This window comes from Meinhardsimonia xiamenensis (assembly GCF_900102905.1).
Taxonomy (GTDB): domain Bacteria; phylum Pseudomonadota; class Alphaproteobacteria; order Rhodobacterales; family Rhodobacteraceae; genus Meinhardsimonia; species Meinhardsimonia xiamenensis.
The window spans coordinates 25,985-43,989 of the sequence record NZ_FNFV01000005.1 but is presented as its reverse complement, the minus strand read 5'-3'; the positions used below and the strand labels follow the sequence as shown (position 1 = coordinate 43,989).

Annotated in this window: 18 protein-coding genes; 5 read left to right on the top strand and 13 right to left on the bottom strand. The window is 69.5% G+C overall.

Features of this window, described 5'->3' with window-relative positions:
* Positions 1-26 precede the first annotated feature (26 nt).
* From BLQ14_RS11135 to BLQ14_RS11080, 12 genes are all read right to left on the bottom strand, one after another.
* Complete coding sequence (locus BLQ14_RS11135; protein WP_092500651.1) at positions 27-905, bottom strand: formate dehydrogenase accessory sulfurtransferase FdhD; 879 nt, start codon at positions 903-905, stop codon at positions 27-29.
* Positions 906-1,025: 120 nt separating this feature from the next.
* On the bottom strand, positions 1,026-1,853 hold the full coding sequence (locus BLQ14_RS11130; RefSeq protein ID WP_092500650.1) for an ABC transporter substrate-binding protein: 828 nt from the start codon (positions 1,851-1,853) through the stop codon (positions 1,026-1,028).
* A complete protein-coding gene (locus BLQ14_RS11125) occupies positions 1,850-2,566 on the bottom strand; it encodes an ATP-binding cassette domain-containing protein (RefSeq protein ID WP_092500875.1) in 717 nt (238 codons plus the stop codon). Before BLQ14_RS11125 ends, BLQ14_RS11130 begins: the two co-directional genes overlap by 4 nt.
* The gene (locus BLQ14_RS11120; RefSeq protein ID WP_092500649.1) at positions 2,560-3,264 is read right to left on the bottom strand and encodes an ABC transporter permease; all 705 of its coding nucleotides are present in this window, start codon (positions 3,262-3,264) and stop codon (positions 2,560-2,562) included. Before BLQ14_RS11120 ends, BLQ14_RS11125 begins: the two co-directional genes overlap by 7 nt.
* Before the next feature lie 79 nt (positions 3,265-3,343).
* Complete coding sequence (locus tag BLQ14_RS11115; RefSeq protein WP_245657087.1) at positions 3,344-4,648, bottom strand: c-type cytochrome; 1,305 nt, start codon at positions 4,646-4,648, stop codon at positions 3,344-3,346.
* A gap of 67 nt (positions 4,649-4,715) precedes the next feature.
* Positions 4,716-5,858: a formate dehydrogenase subunit gamma gene (locus BLQ14_RS11110; protein WP_170068357.1), complete on the bottom strand. Its 1,143-nt coding sequence runs from the start codon at positions 5,856-5,858 to the stop codon at positions 4,716-4,718.
* Between the two features lie 187 nt (positions 5,859-6,045).
* Positions 6,046-6,639 carry a formate dehydrogenase FDH3 subunit beta gene (fdh3B, locus tag BLQ14_RS11105; protein ID WP_092500646.1) on the bottom strand — a complete coding sequence of 198 codons (594 nt, stop codon included), beginning with the start codon at positions 6,637-6,639 and terminating at the stop codon, positions 6,046-6,048.
* A gap of 14 nt (positions 6,640-6,653) precedes the next feature.
* On the bottom strand, positions 6,654-9,548 hold the full coding sequence (locus BLQ14_RS11100) for a formate dehydrogenase subunit alpha (RefSeq protein ID WP_092500645.1): 2,895 nt from the start codon (positions 9,546-9,548) through the stop codon (positions 6,654-6,656).
* A gap of 138 nt (positions 9,549-9,686) precedes the next feature.
* Complete coding sequence (locus BLQ14_RS11095; protein ID WP_092500644.1) at positions 9,687-9,869, bottom strand: twin-arginine translocation signal domain-containing protein; 183 nt, start codon at positions 9,867-9,869, stop codon at positions 9,687-9,689.
* A 55-nt stretch (positions 9,870-9,924) separates the two neighbouring features.
* Positions 9,925-10,545 carry a TorD/DmsD family molecular chaperone gene (locus BLQ14_RS11090; RefSeq protein WP_092500643.1) on the bottom strand — a complete coding sequence of 207 codons (621 nt, stop codon included), beginning with the start codon at positions 10,543-10,545 and terminating at the stop codon, positions 9,925-9,927.
* A gap of 93 nt (positions 10,546-10,638) precedes the next feature.
* Complete coding sequence (locus BLQ14_RS11085) at positions 10,639-11,442, bottom strand: DUF3306 domain-containing protein (RefSeq protein WP_092500642.1); 804 nt, start codon at positions 11,440-11,442, stop codon at positions 10,639-10,641.
* Positions 11,439-12,125 carry a DUF3305 domain-containing protein gene (locus tag BLQ14_RS11080; protein ID WP_342670242.1) on the bottom strand — a complete coding sequence of 229 codons (687 nt, stop codon included), beginning with the start codon at positions 12,123-12,125 and terminating at the stop codon, positions 11,439-11,441. Before BLQ14_RS11080 ends, BLQ14_RS11085 begins: the two co-directional genes overlap by 4 nt.
* Before the next feature lie 140 nt (positions 12,126-12,265).
* Here BLQ14_RS11080 and BLQ14_RS11075 point away from each other — a divergent pair, with 140 nt between their 5' ends.
* Positions 12,266-14,269, top strand: a complete 2,004-nt coding sequence (locus tag BLQ14_RS11075; RefSeq protein ID WP_092500641.1) for a 4Fe-4S dicluster domain-containing protein — start codon at positions 12,266-12,268, stop codon at positions 14,267-14,269.
* Between the two features lie 70 nt (positions 14,270-14,339).
* On the opposite strand, the gene BLQ14_RS11070 is transcribed toward BLQ14_RS11075, so the two are convergent.
* Positions 14,340-15,155 carry a hypothetical protein gene (locus tag BLQ14_RS11070; protein WP_092500640.1) on the bottom strand — a complete coding sequence of 272 codons (816 nt, stop codon included), beginning with the start codon at positions 15,153-15,155 and terminating at the stop codon, positions 14,340-14,342.
* A gap of 187 nt (positions 15,156-15,342) precedes the next feature.
* Between BLQ14_RS11070 and BLQ14_RS11065 the strand changes: the two genes are divergently transcribed.
* The 4 genes from BLQ14_RS11065 (at position 15,343) to BLQ14_RS11050 (ending at position 17,993) form a co-directional block, all read left to right on the top strand.
* A complete protein-coding gene (locus tag BLQ14_RS11065; protein WP_092500639.1) occupies positions 15,343-15,558 on the top strand; it encodes a DUF6494 family protein in 216 nt (71 codons plus the stop codon).
* A 95-nt stretch (positions 15,559-15,653) separates the two neighbouring features.
* The gene (locus BLQ14_RS11060) at positions 15,654-16,766 is read left to right on the top strand and encodes an Mrp/NBP35 family ATP-binding protein (protein ID WP_092500638.1); all 1,113 of its coding nucleotides are present in this window, start codon (positions 15,654-15,656) and stop codon (positions 16,764-16,766) included.
* 10 nt (positions 16,767-16,776) lie between these two features.
* Positions 16,777-17,502: a biotin/lipoate--protein ligase family protein gene (locus BLQ14_RS11055; RefSeq protein WP_092500637.1), complete on the top strand. Its 726-nt coding sequence runs from the start codon at positions 16,777-16,779 to the stop codon at positions 17,500-17,502.
* On the top strand, positions 17,502-17,993 hold the full coding sequence (locus BLQ14_RS11050; RefSeq protein ID WP_092500636.1) for a DUF6505 family protein: 492 nt from the start codon (positions 17,502-17,504) through the stop codon (positions 17,991-17,993). Before BLQ14_RS11055 ends, BLQ14_RS11050 begins: the two co-directional genes overlap by 1 nt.
* The last annotated feature ends 12 nt before the right edge of the window (positions 17,994-18,005 follow it).

The window sequence follows — 18,005 nt, the reverse complement described above, 5'->3', positions numbered from 1 at the left end:
TCAGCGCGCGCCGGCATGGCGGCCGCTCAGTCCGCGCCCCGCGCGCCCTTGCGCATGAGGCGCGGGTCTTCCTCCTCGCCCGCCTCGGGGCCTGCGTCCCAGACGATGCGTTCGGCCCCCGAGAGGCATAAGAACCGCCGCCCGCGCATCCGCCCGATCAGCGTGAGGCCCACCTGCCGGGCGATCTCCACCCCCCAGGCGGTGAAGCCCGAACGCGAGGCGAGCACGGGAATGCCCATCTGCGCGCATTTGATCACCATCTCGGAGGTCAGCCGGCCCGTGGTGTAAAGGATCTTGTCGGCCCCCTGCTCGCCTTCGGCGAACATCCAGCCGGCGATCTTGTCGACCGCGTTGTGGCGGCCGACATCCTCCATGTAGACGAGCGGGCGGTCCTGCCGGCAGAGCACCGTGCCGTGGATGGCGCCGGCGGCGAGATAGAGGCTGGGTGCGGTGTTGATGGCGCGCGAGAGCTTATAGAGCCAGGAGGTGCGCAGCTCGGCCGCCGGCAGGGTGAGCCCTTCGAGCCCCTCCATCATGTCGCCGAAGACGGTGCCGACGGCACAGCCCGAGGTGCGGGTCTTCTTCTTCAGCTTCTCCTCGTAATCGGTCGCGCGGGCGGTGCGCACCACGACCGTCTCGAGCTCCTCGTCGAAGTCGATGCCCGTCACCTCGTCGTCGCGCTTGAGCATCCCCTGATTGAGCAGGAAACCGAGCGCGAGATATTCGGGATAGTCGCCGATCGTCATGGCGGTGACGATCTCCTGGGAATTGAGGAAGATCGTCAGCGGCCGCTCCATGACGACGCGGGCGGAGACGGGCTTGCCTTCGTGATCCACCCCCTCGACGGCGCGCGTCAGGCGCGGGTCGTCGGGGTTCGGGGCGATGAGGAAGGGGGGCGTGGTCATGGCGCCAGTCCCCTTCCGCTGGCGCCACGCGAAGGGCGGCGCCCGGCCCGACGGGGGGGGCGGGCCGGGCGCTGCCCGGCCTGACGGCCGGTTACGACCTTCACGCCAAGGGATGCTCCACTACCCATCGCTTCCCTCCTGCGCGGCATTCGGCACGAAAAGCTTCTGCCCGTCGATCTCATAGACGCCGATGAGCCGCTGGCCCTTCTCGGAGGTCAGCCACGCCTCGAGCGCGGCCACGAGATCGGCCTTCACATGGCCGTGACGCTCGGGGTTCACGGGGATGAAGGCGTACTGGTTGAAAAGCGCCGGATCCCCCTCGAACAGTATCCTGAGCCCGTCCTTGTGGCCGAAATTGAGCCATGTGGCGCGGTCAGAAAGCACGTAGGCGCCCATGCCGGCGGCGATGTTGAGCGCCGCGCCCATTCCCGCCCCCGCCTCGCGATACCACCGCCCGCTCGCGTGCAAAGGGTCGATACCGGCCGCCTGCCAGAGCGCGCGCTCGCGCCGGTGCGTGCCGCTGTCATCGCCCCGGCTCACGAACGGCGCCCCGGCCGTGGCGATGCGCTGCAACGCCTCCGCCGCGCCCGCCGCCCCGGCAACGCCTGCGGGGTCATCTTCGGGGCCGATCAGCACGAAGTCGTTGTACATGATCTCGCGGCGATGCGTGCCCCAGCCCTGGGCCACGAACTCCTCCTCCGCCGCGCGGGAATGCACCAGCACCGCATCGACATCCCCCGCCTGCCCCAGCCTGAGCGCCTGACCCGTGCCGACAACGAGAAGCTGCACGGTGAGGCCCAGATCGCGCCTGATCTCGGGCAGGAGCACTTCCGCGAGCCCCGAGTTGTGAAAGGAGGTGGTCACGGCAAGGCGCACCACCTTCTCCTGCGCCTGGGCGAGCCCCGCCCATGCGAGAAGCATCAGGGCTGCCGTCAGGATCGGTCTCATTCCACGATGTCTCCCCGGATGAAGGCCGCGGCCTCCGGCGTGGCAGGTGCGTCGAAGAAAGCCTCTGCCGTGGCGGCCTCATGCACGCGCCCACGGTAGAGGAACACCACCTCGCTTGCCAGCCGCCGCGCCTGGCCAATGTTGTGGGTGGCCATGAAGATGCGCGTGCCCGCCGCCCGCGCCTCGCGCAGGATCGCCTCGATCTCGCGCATAGAGCGGCCGTCGAGATTGGCCGTCGGCTCATCGAGAAACAGGATCTGCGGGCTGCGGATGAGCGCCCGCGCGAGCGCCATCTTCTGCCGCTCCCCGCCCGAAAGCACTTCGGCCGGCCGCTCGAGCGCCTGCGCGAGCCCCACCCGGCCGGCCCACTCCGCCGCGCGCGCCCGCGCCTCGGCGCGCCCCACGCCCTGGAGGCGCAGCGGATAGGCGATGTTGTCGATGACACTGCGGCGCAAGAGAACCGGCGTCTGAAAGACGAAGGCCTGTGCGGCGCGCGCGGCCCTGAGCGGCATTCCCCAGAGCACCCGCCCCGCCGCCAGCCGCTCGAGCCCGTGCAGAGCGCGCAGAAGCGTGGTCTTGCCCGCCCCGTTCGGCCCCATGAGGATGGTCAGGCCCTCGGCGGAGATGTCGAGGTCAACCGGGCCGACGAGAGTGCGCCCCCGCCGCCTGACCGTGAGCCCCTCGGCGCGGGCGGGCAGGATCGCGCTCACCAGCGGCCCTCCCGCTCGGTGCGCGAGAGCGCGTGGATGGCATAGTTCACCAGTAGCGCCAGCCCGATCAGCACGAAGCCGAGCCCCAGCGCGAGCGCGAAATCGCCCTTGGAGGTCTCGAGCGCAATGGCGGTGGTCAGAACCCGCGTGGCGTGGTCGATGTTGCCGCCCACGATCATGATCGCGCCGACCTCGCCGATGGCGCGGCCGAAGCCAGCGAGCCCGGCGGTCAGAAGCGCGCGGCGGGCATCCCAGATCAGCGTGGCGATGCGCTGGCGCTTGGAGGCGCCGAGCGAGAGCAGGAGGTCGTGATAGTCCGACCACAGCTCGCGAATGGCCTGATGCGCGATGGAGGCGATGAGCGGGACCACGATGATCACCTGCGCGATGATCATGGCGGTTGGCGTGAAGATGAGCCCGAGCGCCCCGAAAGGCCCCGAGCGCGACAGAAGCAGATAGACAACGAGCCCCACCACCACCGGCGGCAGGCCCATCAGCGCATTCAGCGTGGCGATCACCGCGCGGCGCCAGCGAAAGCGCTGCACCGCGAGCCAGGCGCCCAAGGGCAGGGCGATGGCCGAGCCGATGGCCACCGCCGTCAGCGTTACCTGAAGCGAGCGCAGGGTGATCTCGACGAGGTCCGCATCGAGCGTGACCAGCAATCGGGCGGCGGCGATGATCCCCTGCCAGATTTCCCACATTCTTGCGGCAACTCCCTGTTCGCGCGGAGCTTTTCACAGCCCATGACCGGCTGCAACCACTGTGCCCCGCCCCGCATCCTCAGCTGTTGTCGCGCAGGAAGGCGATCAGATCGGCACGGTCCTGCGGGTCGGTGATGCGCTGGGCAGGCATCTTCGTGCCGGGGATATAGTGCTCGGGCCCGATCGCGAACAGCGCGTCGATGGTCTCCTCGCTCCAGACAATGCTCGAGCGCGCCACCGCATCGGAATAGACATAGCCCGGCCACGTCCCGGCCTTGCGCCCGAAGATGCCGGCAAGGCTGGGGCCGGCGCGGCGCACGCCGTCTTCGGTGAGCGCGTGGCAGATGGAGCATTTCCGCTGAAACTGGCGCTCGCCATTCGACATGGTGGCCGGATCGCGCAGGAACGGGCGGTTGCGCGCGTCCATGAGCGGGCCCGCGGCTTTCGCGCCCACCGGCCAGAAATGGGCGCTGTCGGCGATGCCTCCGGCCAGAAGCCGGGTGCCCGCGCCATCCCACGCGAGAGCCCAGATCGGCCCCCTCAGGGCGGCGCGGAAGTCGCTGACGACCGACCAGTCGGCCGTGTTCACCACCATGATGTGGCCCTGCCCGTCGCCGATGGCGAGCTGGCCGGCATCGGGGCTTTCGGCAAGCGCCAGCACCGGGCGGCGGTCGGCGGTCAGATCGGCGAGGAGCGCATCGGTGGCAAGGTCGATCACCCTGGTGCCGCCATCCTGCGCGCCGTAGACAAGCCAGCCGCGCGCGGGATCGACAAGCACGGCGGTGACGCCGAAGCCGTGGCGCAGCATGATGCGCTTCATCTGGCGCGTCGCGGGATCCCAGCTGCGGATGGTGCCGTCCGCCGCGGCGGTGAAGATCAGCCCATCCGCGAAGGCGACGTCATTGACCGGCCCGCCGTGCCCCTCGAGCCAGCCCAGATGCGCGCCGCTCTCGACATCCCACAGCCCCACGCGCCGGTCGCGGCTCGCGGTGGCGACAAGCCGGCGGTCAGGCGAGACGGCGACGGCCTCCACCACGCCGGTGTGGCCCTCGAGCACATGCAGCGCTTCGCCCGTCTCGAGATCCCAGATGCGCGCGGTCATGTCGTCGCCGCCCGACACCGCGCGGCGCGCATCGATGAAGCGCACGGCCTTGACCGCCGCCTCGTGTCCGTCAAGCCAGCGGATCGGCGCCGCGCGCTCCGCATCCCACAGCCCCACGGAATTGTCGAAGCTGCCGGTGAGCGCGCGGGCGCCATCCTCGGAGATGTCCACCGCCATCACCGGCCCGCCGTGCCCCTCCAGCGAGGCAAAGCCGTTCGCCTGCGCATCGGCGGCGGCAAGGAGGGCGGCGGCCCAGAGCCCGGCGAGGAGGGCCGAGGCCACCCGCACAAGCGGCCGCGGACCGTGCCGCCGGACCCTCCCCCGCCGGACCCTGACCCGGCGGGTCCGATCAGGACGTGCCCTTTGCCAGCGACCCGCTTGCGTCCGCATCCTCGGCGTGTCCGGCCTTCTTGCCGGTCACCTCCTCATACCACAGGTCGTGATGTTCCCTGGCCCAGTTCTCGTCCACCTCGCCGCGCACCATGCCGTCGAGCGCCCCCTCGATGCCGATGGAGCCCACATACATGTGACCGAGCGCAAAGGAGATCATCAGCACGGCGCCGATGCCGTGCAGCACCGTGGAGAGCTGCAGCCAACGCAGATCCTCCGCAAGCCAGGGAAACAGCAACAGCGTACCCGTCGCGGCCATGCCAAGCCCGACGAACACAACCACCCAGTACCAGGTCTTCTCGCCGAAATTATAGAAGTGCGAGTGCGCATGTCCGCCGAAGAGCCCGCCCCCCTTGAGCAGCCATTGCAGATCGACGCGCGAGAAGAAGTTGCCCCGCATGAAGCGGATCACCATGGCCACGAGAGCGACGATGAACACCGGCCCGAGCAGGTTGTGGATGCGCAGCGCGGCATTGAGGAGCGCGGCGTGAATTTCCTTGCCGATGAGCGGCAGCAGGAGCGGCCGGCCCAGCATGATGAACAGGCCGGTGACTCCCATGATGATGAAGGTCACGGCCAGGCACCAGTGCACCACGCGATGCGACAGCGAAAATCGCGGAATCCAGCGCCCCGAACGGCCGCCCTCGATCGGGATGCGCCCGCGGATGAGGTAGAAGGCGAGGATCAGCGCGAGCACGCCGCCGAGGATCCATGGCGTGTACTTAAGGATCACCTCGCGCCGGAAGTGCCGCCAGTCCTCGCCGAAGGTCTGCATGAGCCAGCCGCTGGCGGTGTCGGATGCGGGGCTTGCCTGCAGCCCCCCCTTGATGGCCCGCCAGATGTCGGAGTCGGACTGCCCTCCCAGAACCGCGAGCTCCGGCGGCAGGGGCGCCTCGCGCGGCGGCGGCGGCCGGCGCAGCAGATCTTCCTTCAAGCGCTGAAGGTCGAGCCCCTGCTGGCGCTTGAGGATGTCCTCGAGAGTCTGGATGTGGCTTTCTTCCGCTCCGTCCTCGGCGGCGGCGCTGCCATCCTGCGCCGGGGCGGCGCCCGCCCAGAGCAGGGCGGCAACAATTCCCGTCATGACCAGACGGATCATGCGCATCGGTCGTCTCCCGTTTGCCATGCTGAGCCGATGTGCCGAGCCGGGCGAGCCATGCGACGGGCGCCGCCCGAGCCGGAAATTCCCCCGCCGTTCGACGGACGCGCGCGGCCGGAGGAGGGGACACCGGACGCAGGCGGGGAGACGCCCCGGCTCGGAGGCCAGGGCGTCTGCCGTCTCTTCAGCCTTCTCAGCCGCCCTTCTGCTCGTAGGCGGTGCCCCAGCCCCAGGCGCCGGAGCCGAAGCCGCGCGCCACGACGCGCTCGCGGTAGATGTTGGAGACGACGTCGCCGTCGCCGGCCAGAAGCGCCTTGGTGGCGCACATCTCCGCGCAGATGGGCAGCTTGCCCTCGGCGATCCGGTTGCGGCCGTACTTGACGAACTCCTCGGTGGAGTTGTCCGGTTCGGGACCGCCGGCACAGAAGGTGCACTTGTCCATCTTGCCGCGCGAGCCGAAGGCGCCCGCCTGCGGATACTGCGGCGCGCCGAAGGGGCACGCATAGAAGCAGTAGCCGCAGCCGATGCACAGATCCTTCGAATGCAGCACGATGCCGTCGGCCGTCTGGTAGAAACAGTCCACCGGACAGACCGCCATGCACGGCGCATCCGAGCAGTGCATGCAGGCCACCGAGATCGTCCGCTCGCCCGGCACGCCGTCATTGATGGTGACGACGCGGCGGCGGTTGATGCCCCAGGGCACCTCGTGCTCGTTCTTGCAGGCCGTCACGCAGGCGTTGCACTCGATGCAGCGCTCCGCGTCGACGAGGAACTTTACCCTAGCCATTCGTCATTCCTCCCTCAGGCCGCATAGACCTTGCACAGCGTCGTCTTGGTCTCCTGCATCTGGGTGACCGAGTCGTAGCCGTAGGTCTGTGCGGTGTTCGAAGCTTCCCCGAGCACGTAAGGATCAGCGCCCTTGGGATACTTGTGACGGCGATCCTCGCCCTGGAACCAGCCACCGAAGTGGAAGGGCATGAAGACCACCCCTTCGCCAACCCGCCGGGTGACCATGGCCATGACCTTCACCTTGCCGCCCTCGGGGCCCTCGACCCAGACCATCTCCCCGTCGCGCACGCCGAGGTTGTTGGCGTCACGCGGGTTGATCTCGACGAACATGTCCTGCTGCAGCTCGGCGAGCCACGGGTTCGACCGCGTCTCGTCGCCGCCGCCCTCGTATTCGACCAGACGGCCGGAGGTGAGGATGAGCGGGAAGTCCTTCGAGAAGTCCTGCTTCTGGATCGACGCATAGAGCGTCGGCAGGCGGTAGAACTTGCGGTCCTCGTAGGTCGGGTAGTCCGCCACCAGATCGCGCCGCGGCGTGTAGAGCGGCTCGCGGTGCAGCGGCACCGGGTCGGGGAAGGTCCACACAACCGCGCGCGCCTTGGCGTTGCCGAACGGTGCGCATTCATGGGCGATGGCCACCCTCTGGATACCGCCCGAAAGGTCGGTCTTCCAGTTGACCGAGCCGATCTTGTCGGGCGAGCCCGCGACCTTCTCGATGGTGGCGCGCTCCTCCGGCGTCAGCTCCGAATCCCATCCCAGATCCATCAGCATCTGCATGGTGAATTCGGGGTAGCCGTCCTGAATGTCGGAGCCGACCGAGTAGACGCCCTCGGCGAGCAGGTTCTCGCCGTTGCGCTCCACGCCGAAGCGGGCGCGGAACGTGAGGCCGCCCTTGGAGACGGGCTTGGACATGTCATAGAGGATCGGCGTGCCGGGATGCCCCATCTCCGGCGTGCCCCAGCACGGCCACGGCAGACCGTAGTACTCGCCGTCGCACGGCCCGCCGACCGCCTGCAGCGTGGTGCGGTCGAAGGTGTGCTGATAGGCCATGTGCTTCTTCAGCCGTTCCGGGCTCTGGCCGGTGTAGCCGATCGTCCACATGCCGCGGTTGAACTCGCGGGTGATGTCCTCGATCAGCGGCTCGGGACCCCACTTCGTGTCCTGCACCTCGATGTTGCGGAACAGCCGGTCGGCGAAGCCGAACTTCTGCGCGAACATGGCGAGGATGATGTGGTCCGGCCGGCTCTCGAAGAGCGGATCGACCACCTTCTCGCGCCACTGGATCGAGCGGTTCGACGCGGTGACCGAACCGTAGGTCTCGAACTGCGTGGACGCGGGCAGCAGATACATCCCGTCGGTGCGGTCGTGCATCACCGCCGACATCGTCGGGTATGGATCGACCACGACCAGCAGGTCCAGCTTCTCCATCGCCTTCTTCATTTCCGGCAGGCGCGTCTGCGAGTTGGGCGCGTGCCCCCAGAACACCATGGCGCGGACGTTGTCGGGCTGGTCGATGTTCTCCTTGGCTTCGAGCACACCGTCGATCCAACGGCTCACAGGAATGCCGCTCGAGGTGCGCATCTCATCCGAGGCGAACCGCGACTTCAGCCAGTCGAGGTCCTCCTCCCAGACACGCGCCCAGTGCGCCCAGGCGCCGTCCGAAAGGCCATAGTAGCCGGGCAGGTCGTGGCTGAGCACGCCAAGGTCGGTCGCGCCCTGCACGTTGTCATGGCCGCGGAAGATGTTGGTGCCGCCGCCGGCCACGCCCATGTTGCCCAGCGCCAGTTGCAGGATGCAGTAGGCACGGGTGTTGTTGTTGCCGTTGGTGTGCTGCGTGCCGCCCATGCACCAGATCACCGTGCCGGGCTTGTTGTTGACGAGCGTGCGCGCGACGCGCTCGAGCTGGCTGCCGGGCACGCCGGTGACCCGCTCGGTCTCCTCGGGCGTCCACTTGGCGACCTCCTCGCGGATCTGGTCCATCCCCCACACGCGGGTGCGGATGAACTCCTTGTCCTCCCAGCCGTTCTCGAAGATGTGCCAGAGGATGCCCCAGATCAGCGCCACATCGGTGCCGGGGCGGAAGCGCACATATTCATCGGCGTGCGCCGCGGTGCGGGTGAAGCGCGGATCGCAGACGATCAGCGGCGCGTTGTTCTGCTCCTTGGCGCGCAGGATGTGCAGAAGCGACACCGGGTGCGCCTCGGCGGGGTTGCCGCCGATGAGGAAAATGGCGCGGGAGTTGTGGATGTCGTTGTAGGAGTTGGTCATGGCGCCGTAGCCCCATGTGTTGGCAACCCCCGCAACCGTGGTGGAGTGGCAGATCCGCGCCTGGTGGTCGACGTTGTTCGTGCCCCAGTAGGCGGCGAACTTGCGGAACAGATAGGCCTGCTCGTTGTTATGCTTGGCCGAGCCCAGCCAGTAGACGCTGTCAGGCCCGCTGGTCTCGCGGATCTCCAGCATCTTGTCGCCGATCTCGTTGATGGCGTCTTCCCAGCTGATGCGCTTCCACTCGCCGCCGACGAGCTTCATCGGGTACTTCAGGCGGCGCTCGCCATGGGCATGCTCGCGCACCGAGGCGCCCTTGGCGCAATGGGCCCCGAGGTTGAAGGGGCTGTCCCAGCCGGGCTCCTGCCCGACCCAGACGCCGTCGCGCACCTCGGCGAGCACCGTGCAGCCCACCGAGCAGTGGGTGCAGACGGTCTTCTTGATTTCCAGCTTGCCTGGGTTGGCCACCTGCGCCTCGGCGCGGGTCACCCGCCCGGCGGTGGTGGCCAGCGCGGCGAGCCCGCCGATGGCGAGCCCCGAGCCGCGCAGAAACGTGCGGCGATCAACCTTCTTCGAGGCGGCCGCCTGAAGGATCGATCCGCCCCGGGGGCTTCTCGCTACCCCGTTCGTCTTTTTCCTGAGCATCTGTCTGTCTCCTCTCGGGCCGCCCGAAATCGCGCCTGCCCGTGGACCTCATGTCCGCGCGGCTCGGTCAGGGCCTCACCCAGCCCCTATCCGACGCGCCGCGCAAACCTCCCCTGTCTCGCCTTCCCGAAAGCGGACTCAGAAGCGGGCGCTTTCGAGATACTTGCGCACATGCTCGGTTTCCCTGAGCATGGAGCCGGTGGCCTCCTCCGCCTCGGCCGACACGGGTGCAAGTGCCGCTGCGGCCACCGCCGCGGGCGCACCCGTCCCGGCGAGCTTGAGGAAATCGCGCCGGCTTGCTCCGGCCTTTCTCTCTTCCATTGCTCCTCCCTTTCACTGCATTGCCGATCACAAGAGCTCACGGGGCCGGCGCCGCTCACGCGTCCATGCGCCAGGCCTCGACTTCGATGCGCATGAATTCCTGCCCGATCCGACCGACCGGCGCGTAGAGAACCGAGGACTCCGCCGCCTCCAGGTCGGTGAAGAAGTGCCCCGCCCACTGCGCCAGATGGGTGTTGAAGAACGCTTCCTGATCCTCCAGCGAGAAGGGCCGCCCAAAGGCGCCGGTGATGAGCCCGGCCATGATCTCGCACAACGTGGCGATGTGATCCTCGGGCTCGTGCACGTTGTCGACGCGGGCAATCCCCAGCTTGGCCATGTGCTCGCGCAGCACGGCAAGCGGCTTTTCGTTGAGAAAACCGGTCAGATAATATGACCCGTAGGGCAGAAGCTCGCCGCGACCGACGCCGATGAAGAGGCGGTTGTATTCGCGCTCGGCCGCCTCGACGGAGGTGACGGCGGCCACCTTTCCGAGCGCGGTGACGGCACGGCCAAGCGCGCTGTCGTCGCCCTTGAGCGCCCTGAGCGCCCCAAGCTCCTTCGCCCCCGGCGGCGCGGAGAGAAGCCGCGCCAGAAGACCATAGAGATCGGCGCGCAACTGCTCCTCTTCGGGAAGCGCCCTGTCTTCGACCACCGCGGTACCGGGATTGTCTGCCATTGCTTTTCAACGTCCTCCGTACCCTTACGCTACGCAAACAACGCCATCAGGGCAATGACAATCTGTCGCAACCGCGCGCTTCAGGCTGCCCGCTCAGGCCGGACGGAAACGCATGCGCGCCGGGCGCGGAAGCCGCGCCGGCCGATCTTCCGGGCGCGAATGCGCCTCTGCCCCGCTTGTCTGCCGGGCCTGCGCGGCCTCTCGGGCCACGGGCGCGGCGCCATCGTCATCCGGCGCACTCTCCTCCGCGCGCCGCGTCCCGGCCTCTGGCGCGCGCGTCGCAGGGTGTTCATCCGCCGCCGCAGCCTGCGGAAAACTGGTCATCTCAACTGACCGATTCGCCGTATCAGCGACCGGCGACGACACCTCTTCCGGGGCCGGCGCCTCCTGAAGGATCATTCCCTTGCCCACCTGATAGGCTGTGGTCAGGACCGCCGGCCTGAATTCGGGGCTGTGAAAATCCTCGCCATGATCGACGAGCCCGTCGATGTTGGCGAGCACCGGATTGAGCCGCCACAGCCTTCTCAGCGCGCGCCGCCGCAGGAAGGCCGGCACCTCGCGCGCCATGAAGGCCCGAAAGTCGTCTCCGGGCCCGAGGGTGTCGGGATCGGGCAGCCCGAGCTTTTCGAGAACCTCGCGCGCTGCCGCCCCCTCCTGCACCGAATCGCCCGGAGCCGGCGGAGCCAGCTCGGCAGCCGCCGGTGCGGTGGGCTTCGCAGCGGCCCCGGTGGCGGCCCTGGCGGCGGACTCGGTGGTGGCCTCGGTGGCGGTCTCTGGCACGTGGCGCTCCTCGCCGCCCTCGCCCTCGCCGCCAGGCGCCGCATGGCCCGCGCGCCGCCGTCCGGCCAACTTGCGCCGCGACCAGCGGGAGAAAAGCGAATCCGGCGCGCCGCTCAATCCTGATCTCCTCCGTCCCCGCGGCGGGGCGCTTTCCTCAGCGTCGCCCGCCTGATCTCCACCGGCGCGCGATAGACGTCCGCCGCCTGCCGGATACGCGGATCACCGAGGCCCTCCTCCACCGGTTCGGGGCGCTTCCCGCCTCGGCGGCGCTTCCTGAAGGGCTCGGCGACGAAATGCGCATCGGCAAAACCGCGCACCCACGCCTCGAGGCCCGGCGTCATCGCTACCGGCTCCACGATCTCGTCGCCACTGTCCTGATAGTCCTGCGCCTCGTAGGCGGAGGCGGTGACGGCATGCACCTTGAAGGGATGTCCGCCGGTGCCGGCATCGTCCGGGCGCAGCACGACGAAAACGCTCGGCGGCGTCATGCTCAGGGAAATCTTGTAGGCCTCCACATCGGCGCGGTGAAGCTCGAGCGTCCTGGTCGCTGCGTGGTAGGTGTCGATACCCCCTTCGCTGCGCAGAAGCCGCCAGTCGGCCGGCCCCGCCCCCGGCAGCACCGCGACCGGGCGATAGACCCAGCGCTGCCAGCGCGTCACGCCGGGGCGCCGCTCGATCACCACGCCGACAGGCATCGACACGCTGCGCGGCGCCTTCGGCCGACCGCCCTCGCCGTCATCGCCGCCCCGGCGCGCGTTGCCCGATGGGTGGCTCATGTCCTCGCTCATCCCGTCGCTCATCTCGCCGCCGTCCGCCTTTGAGTGCGCGCGAAACCGCAATCGGGGGCAGTCTAGAACCAGATGATTGCACCTGTCAAAAGACTTGACCAATATGGACCCCGGCGCCGCGCGGCCCGCGGCACAAGGGGAGGAAATCCGGCATGGCGCGCATCGACAGGCTCATTCTGTGCGATTGCGAGGGGAGCATGGCGCTCGACCCCGAAACCGCCGCGCAGGCCAGCGGGGCGGCGGAGGTGATCCGTGCCAGCCGGTTGTGCACCGACGAGATCGAGCGCGCCGCCAAGGCGCTTTCGGCGGGCGGCCGGACGCTCGTCGCCTGCGGGCAGATGGCGGCCCGCTTTGCCGATCTGGCCGAAGAACTGGAGGCGGAGGAGCGGCTCGCGACGGCCGACATCCGCGACCGCGCCGGCTGGACGGCCGACGGCAAGGCCACGGCGAAACAGGCCGCGCTGCTCGCCGAGGCAGCGCTCGAAGCGCCGATGACGCCCATGCGCGACGTGGTCTCGCAGGGCACCTGCCTCGTTCTCGGGGGCGCGGCGGCGATCGCGGCGGGACGGCGCCTTGCCGACAGCCTCGCGGTGACGGTTCTGATCGATCCCGACGAGATGCCCGAGGCGGAGGATCTGGTGCCCACGGCCGCGATGGATGTCGGACGCGGGCGGCTCAGCCAGGCGGCCGGCGCGCTGGGCGGTTTCTCGGTGGTGGTCGAGAATTTCGCCTCCCTCGAGCCCGGCGGACGCGCCGCGGGGCGTTTCGGCGCGCCCACCGCGCGGGTGAGCTCGGCCTGCGACATCATCCTTGATCTGCGCCGCGGTGCAGCGCCGCTCTTCCCCGCCCCCCACAAGCGCGACGGCTATCTGCGCGCCGACCCGCGCGACCCGGCAGCGGTGGAGCGCGCCATCTTCGACGCCGCCGGGCTGCAGGGCGAGTTCGAAAAGACCCTTTACGTGCGGTTCGACGCGCAGCTCTGCGCCCATTCCCGTGCCGGCCAGCAGGGTTGCACGCGCTGTCTCGACATCTGCCCCACCGGCGCGATCAGCCCCGACGGCGATCACGTCACCATCGACCCGCTGATCTGCGCGGGCTGCGGCGGCTGCGCGGCTGTCTGCCCCTCGGGCGCGGCAAGCTATGACGATCCGCCCGTGGGCTTTCTGTTCGCCCGGCTGCGCACGCTTGCCGGCGGCTATCGCGCCGCCGGGGGCGGGGTGCCGAGGCTGCTCGTCCATGACGGCTTCGGGGCGGAAATGATCCGCCTTTCGGCGCGCTTCGGGCGCGGGCTGCCGGCCGATGTGATCCCCTTCGAGGTCAACAACGTCGAAGGCTTCGGCCATGCCGAGATGCTCGCCGCGCTTGGGGTGGGCTTCGGGCGGGTGACGATCCTGACCGCCCCCGACACGGAGATGACCGTGCCCGAACGCGAGCTGGCGCTCGCCCGGGCGCTAGCGCCGGCGGCGGCGGACGCCTTGGACATCCTTGCTCCAGAGAGCCCCGACGCGCTGGAGGAAGCGCTCTACCCTGCCCCCCGCGGGCTTGCCGCCCCCCTGCCCGAGCCGGTGCTGCCCGCGGGCAGCCGCCGCGAGGTCGCCCGCCTTGTGGCCGGCGCGCTCGCGGTGGCGCATGAGGCGCAGGAGAGCGTCCTGCCGCTGCCCGGGGGCGCGCCCTACGGCGCGGTGGAGATCGACACCGACGCCTGCACGCTGTGTCTTGCCTGTGTCTCGCTCTGCCCGTCGGGCGCGCTTCTCGACAACCCCGACAAGCCGCAGGTGAGCTTTCAGGAGGCCGCCTGCCTGCAATGCGGCATCTGCGCGCGCGCCTGCCCGGAGGATGCCATCCGCCTCACCCCGCGCATGTGGCTCGACCCCGACGCGCTCGGCCACCGGGTGCTCAACGAGGAAGAACCCTTCGAATGCATCTCCTGCGGCAAGCCCTTCGGCGTGCGCTCCACCATCGAGCGGATCGTCGAAAAGCTCGAGGGCAAGCACCGCATGTTCACCGGCTCGGACAACGTCAAGCTCATTCAGATGTGCGACGACTGTCGGGTGAAGGCGCAGTTCCACCAGGAAAACGCGCCGTTCTTTCTTGGCGAGCGGCCGAAGCCGCGCACCACCGACGACTATCGTGACGAGCGCAAGAAGCCCAATTGAGCGCCAAGGGCGACGCGGCGGGCATCACTCGGGGCACCGAGCAGGCGCCACGGCGACGCCGGGCGCGGGGTCACTCGCCCGCACCGGGGCCGGCGCTTCTGACCGGCGCGCCGAGGAATTTCGGCTCGAGTGCCTCGACGAAGGCGAGGATGTCGTCGACATCCTCGAGCGACAGGGTGACCGGCTGCACATGGGTCGGGCGGTCTTCGGTGAAGGGTGGCGTGACGCCGAGGATTTCGGTGAAGCTCGGATGCGGGTTACGCGCGTAATAGCTGGAGAAACGCTCGTGCCAGTCGTCAAGCGCCCGCAGCGCGCCGAAGGAAGGGGTCGAGCCGATCCCGGCCATGCGGTTGCGCTCGTCGATCACATGGCAGCGCCCGCAGTGCACCAGCGCAAGCTCGGCCCCGCGCGCGGCATTGCCGGTGATCTCGGGAGCGGCCTCGGCGACTTCCTCGGCGACGTTCGCGGTGTAGAGCGGCGGGCCACCGCGCGGGAAGCCCTCGATCGCGGCGCGGCCGGGCGGGCTCGTGAGCCACTCGAGGAATTTCTCAGTGCGCGGGTTGCGGCTGACGAGGCGCAAGCGGAAGCGCCGCCCGCCCTCTTTCGCCTCGGCGAAGACCGGAACACCCTCGCCCTCGGCGCTCAGCACCATGTCGGCGGGTGCGTCGGGGGCGACCGGCGCGACGGCGATGCGATGCTTGAGCTTGAAACGCGGCAGGAGGTGGCGCAGAAAACCGTTCTCGACCATCTCGGGCGGCGCGGCGAGGCGCAGGGGGCCGTCCTGGGCTTGCGCCTGCCCCGAAGCCAAGACGACCGCGAGCATCAGCGCGATAAGGCCGGCCAGCAGCGGCGGCGGAAGAAGGAAGGGCGCACGTGCTCGCGTCATGGCGTTTCTCCGGGAAGGATGCTAACCGCTGACGGCGCGCGGAGGCTACTGGTTTCTTCGGCAACGCACACGGGCGCCCGCGCGTTGCGGGGCCGTGGCAGCAAGGGGCCGTGGCAGCAAGGGGCCGTGGCAGCAAGGGGCCGGAGCGGCGGGCAGGACATCAATGGCGCACACAGGAGCTGAGCCCATGAGCGAAGATGCCTTCAACATGTCGCTGAGAAAGTTTCTCAAGACCGTCGGGGTGACATCGCAGCGCGAAATCGAGGCGGCGGTGCGTGCCGCCCGGGAAGCGGGAACGCTGCCCGAAGGCCCGATCCGGGCGCGCGCCGTCATCACCCTTGACGGGCTCGACATGCGCCACGAGATCACCGGTGAGATAGATCCCGGCAGAGACGCGAACTGACGCCCGCTCCGGCGCCAGCGGCGGAGACGACGCGCCCCCTTCCCGGGGCGGAGCGACGGCTGGGCAGACGGGTGGAACGAAACGGAGGATGAGACGTGGTTGATGAGGCGCAAGTGCGCGCGGCACTGGCAAGGGTTGTCGATCCGGCCACCGGCAGGGACATTCTGACAGCCGATCAGGTAAAGGCGCTGCGTGTCGAGGGGGGCGAGGTGAGCTTCGTTCTCGAAGTCGATCCGGCCCGTGGAGCCGCCGCCCAGCCGCTTCTCGAGGCCGCGCGCGCGGCGGTGGAGGCGCTCGAGGGCGTGGAGCGCGTGCGCGCGGTGATGACCGCCCACAACCCTCAGGGCGCGGCACGGCCCGAGGCGCCCCGCGGCCCGGCGCCGAAACTGCGGGACGGTGGCCCCGCACCCCAGCCCCGGCGACCGGCAGCCCCGGCGAGGCTTGAGGGCGTCGGCCGGATCATCGCCGTGGCCTCGGGCAAGGGCGGGGTCGGCAAGTCGACGCTGGCTTCGAACCTCGCCGTGGCGCTTGCCGGCCGCGGCCGGCGCGTGGGCCTGCTCGATGCCGATGTCTACGGCCCCTCCCAGCCGCGCATGCTCGGCATCACCGGCCGGCCCGCCAGCCCCGACGGCAAGACCATCCTGCCGCTCAGGGGCCACGGGGTGACGGTGATGAGCCTTGGCTTCATGGCACCCGAGGGCGAGGCCATCGCCTGGCGCGGGCCGATGCTGATGGGGGCGCTGCAGCAGATGCTGACCCAGGTGCAATGGGGCCAGCTTGACGACCTGATCGTCGATCTGCCGCCGGGCACGGGCGACGTGCAGATGACGCTGTGCCAGAAATTCGAGGTGGCCGGCGCGGTCGTCGTCTCCACGCCTCAGGACATTGCGCTCATCGATGCGCGCAAGGGCATCGACATGTTCCGCAAGCTCAACGTGCCGATCCTCGGCATCGTCGAGAACATGGCCGGCTTCGTCTGCGACGAGTGCGGCAAGACCCACTATCCCTTCGGCCATGGCGGCGCGCGGGCGGAGGCCGAAAAGCTCGGTGTGCCCTTCCTCGGCGAGGTGCCGCTCGATCTGGCCATCCGCGTGGGCGGCGACAGCGGCGCGCCGATCGTGGTCTCGAGCCCGGAAAGCCCCGAGGCGCAGGCCTTCTGGCGCATTGCCGACCAGCTTATCGAGGCCGAGGCGAGAGCGGGGGCGTGAGGAGGCGGCGATGAGCGTCGAGCCGGGACTTGAGGGGCCGACCTTCCCGCCGCTTCAGACCGGCGTGCCGCTGGGGGCGCGCGTCGATCCCTTTGCCAGGGCCGTGGCGCAGGCGCAGGGCGGCGAGGTCGAGCCCGGCACCGTGCATTACGCCGAGACCGACCGGGCGCTGCGCCTTGCGGTGACCTTCGCGCCGGAGACGCCCCTTCGTCATGCCATGGGCGTGGTGCTTGCGGTGGAGCTTGGCCTCGCTGACGCGATCGGCGCCCTCGCGCCCCCCGAGGTGGCGGTGCATTTCACCTGGCCTGCCGGCGTGAAGGTCAATGGCGCGGCCTGCGGGCGGATCAGGGCGGCCGCTTCCACCACCGACCCCGCCGCCGAGCCCGACTGGCTGGTCGTGGGTGTGGAGCTTGACGTCTCCCCCGAGCCGGGCACGGAGACGGGCAGGACACCGGACCGCACCTGGCTCCATGCCGAGGGCTGCGCCGATGTCACCGTGCCGGCGCTCATCTCGAGCTTCGCGCGGCACATGCTCGTCTGGGTGCATTCCTTCATGGCCGACGGTCTCGGCCCCGCCCATGCCGCCTGGCGGGCGAAATGCGACACGCTCGAACAGGACATCACCGAACCGCAGGCGGGTTTCTTCGCCGGGCTCGACGAGCATGGCGGCATGCTGCTTCGCACCGGCAGCGGCACGCGCATCATACCGCTCACAACCATGCTGGAGGCGCCCTGATGTCAACCGAGCCGAAGCTTGCCCGCGTGATCCGGCTCGACGAGAGCGACGTGAACGTCTTCGACCCGGTGGCCGAGCCCGGCGAATGGGCGGTGTCGGGGGCGTTTGCCTTCTCCGACTGGAGCGAGGCCGACCTTGTGGGCAAGGCGCGGCAGGCCTTCGCCAACGGCTGGCTGGGGCTTTCAAGCTTCGGGCGGGCCACATTCGTGGCCGTGGCGCCGGTCACGCAGGAGGAACTGGAGGCGGCGACGCGCGCGCTCGCGCAGCATTTCGTCGAGCGCTGGGGGGCGCCGTCGCTGGAGGCCGCATGGCCGGTGGCGGAGGGCGAGATCGCCGACATGCGGGCGATGTGCGAGGATCACGACACCAACACGCTTCTGGTGGTCGAGCGCGAGCTTGTCGAGGCGGGCGTGCGCGAGCGCATCCGCGTGATCGTGCCCGAGGCGGCCGATCTCGTCGCCTTCGCGGTGCATGGGGACCGGGGCGACTGAGCCAGCCGCCCC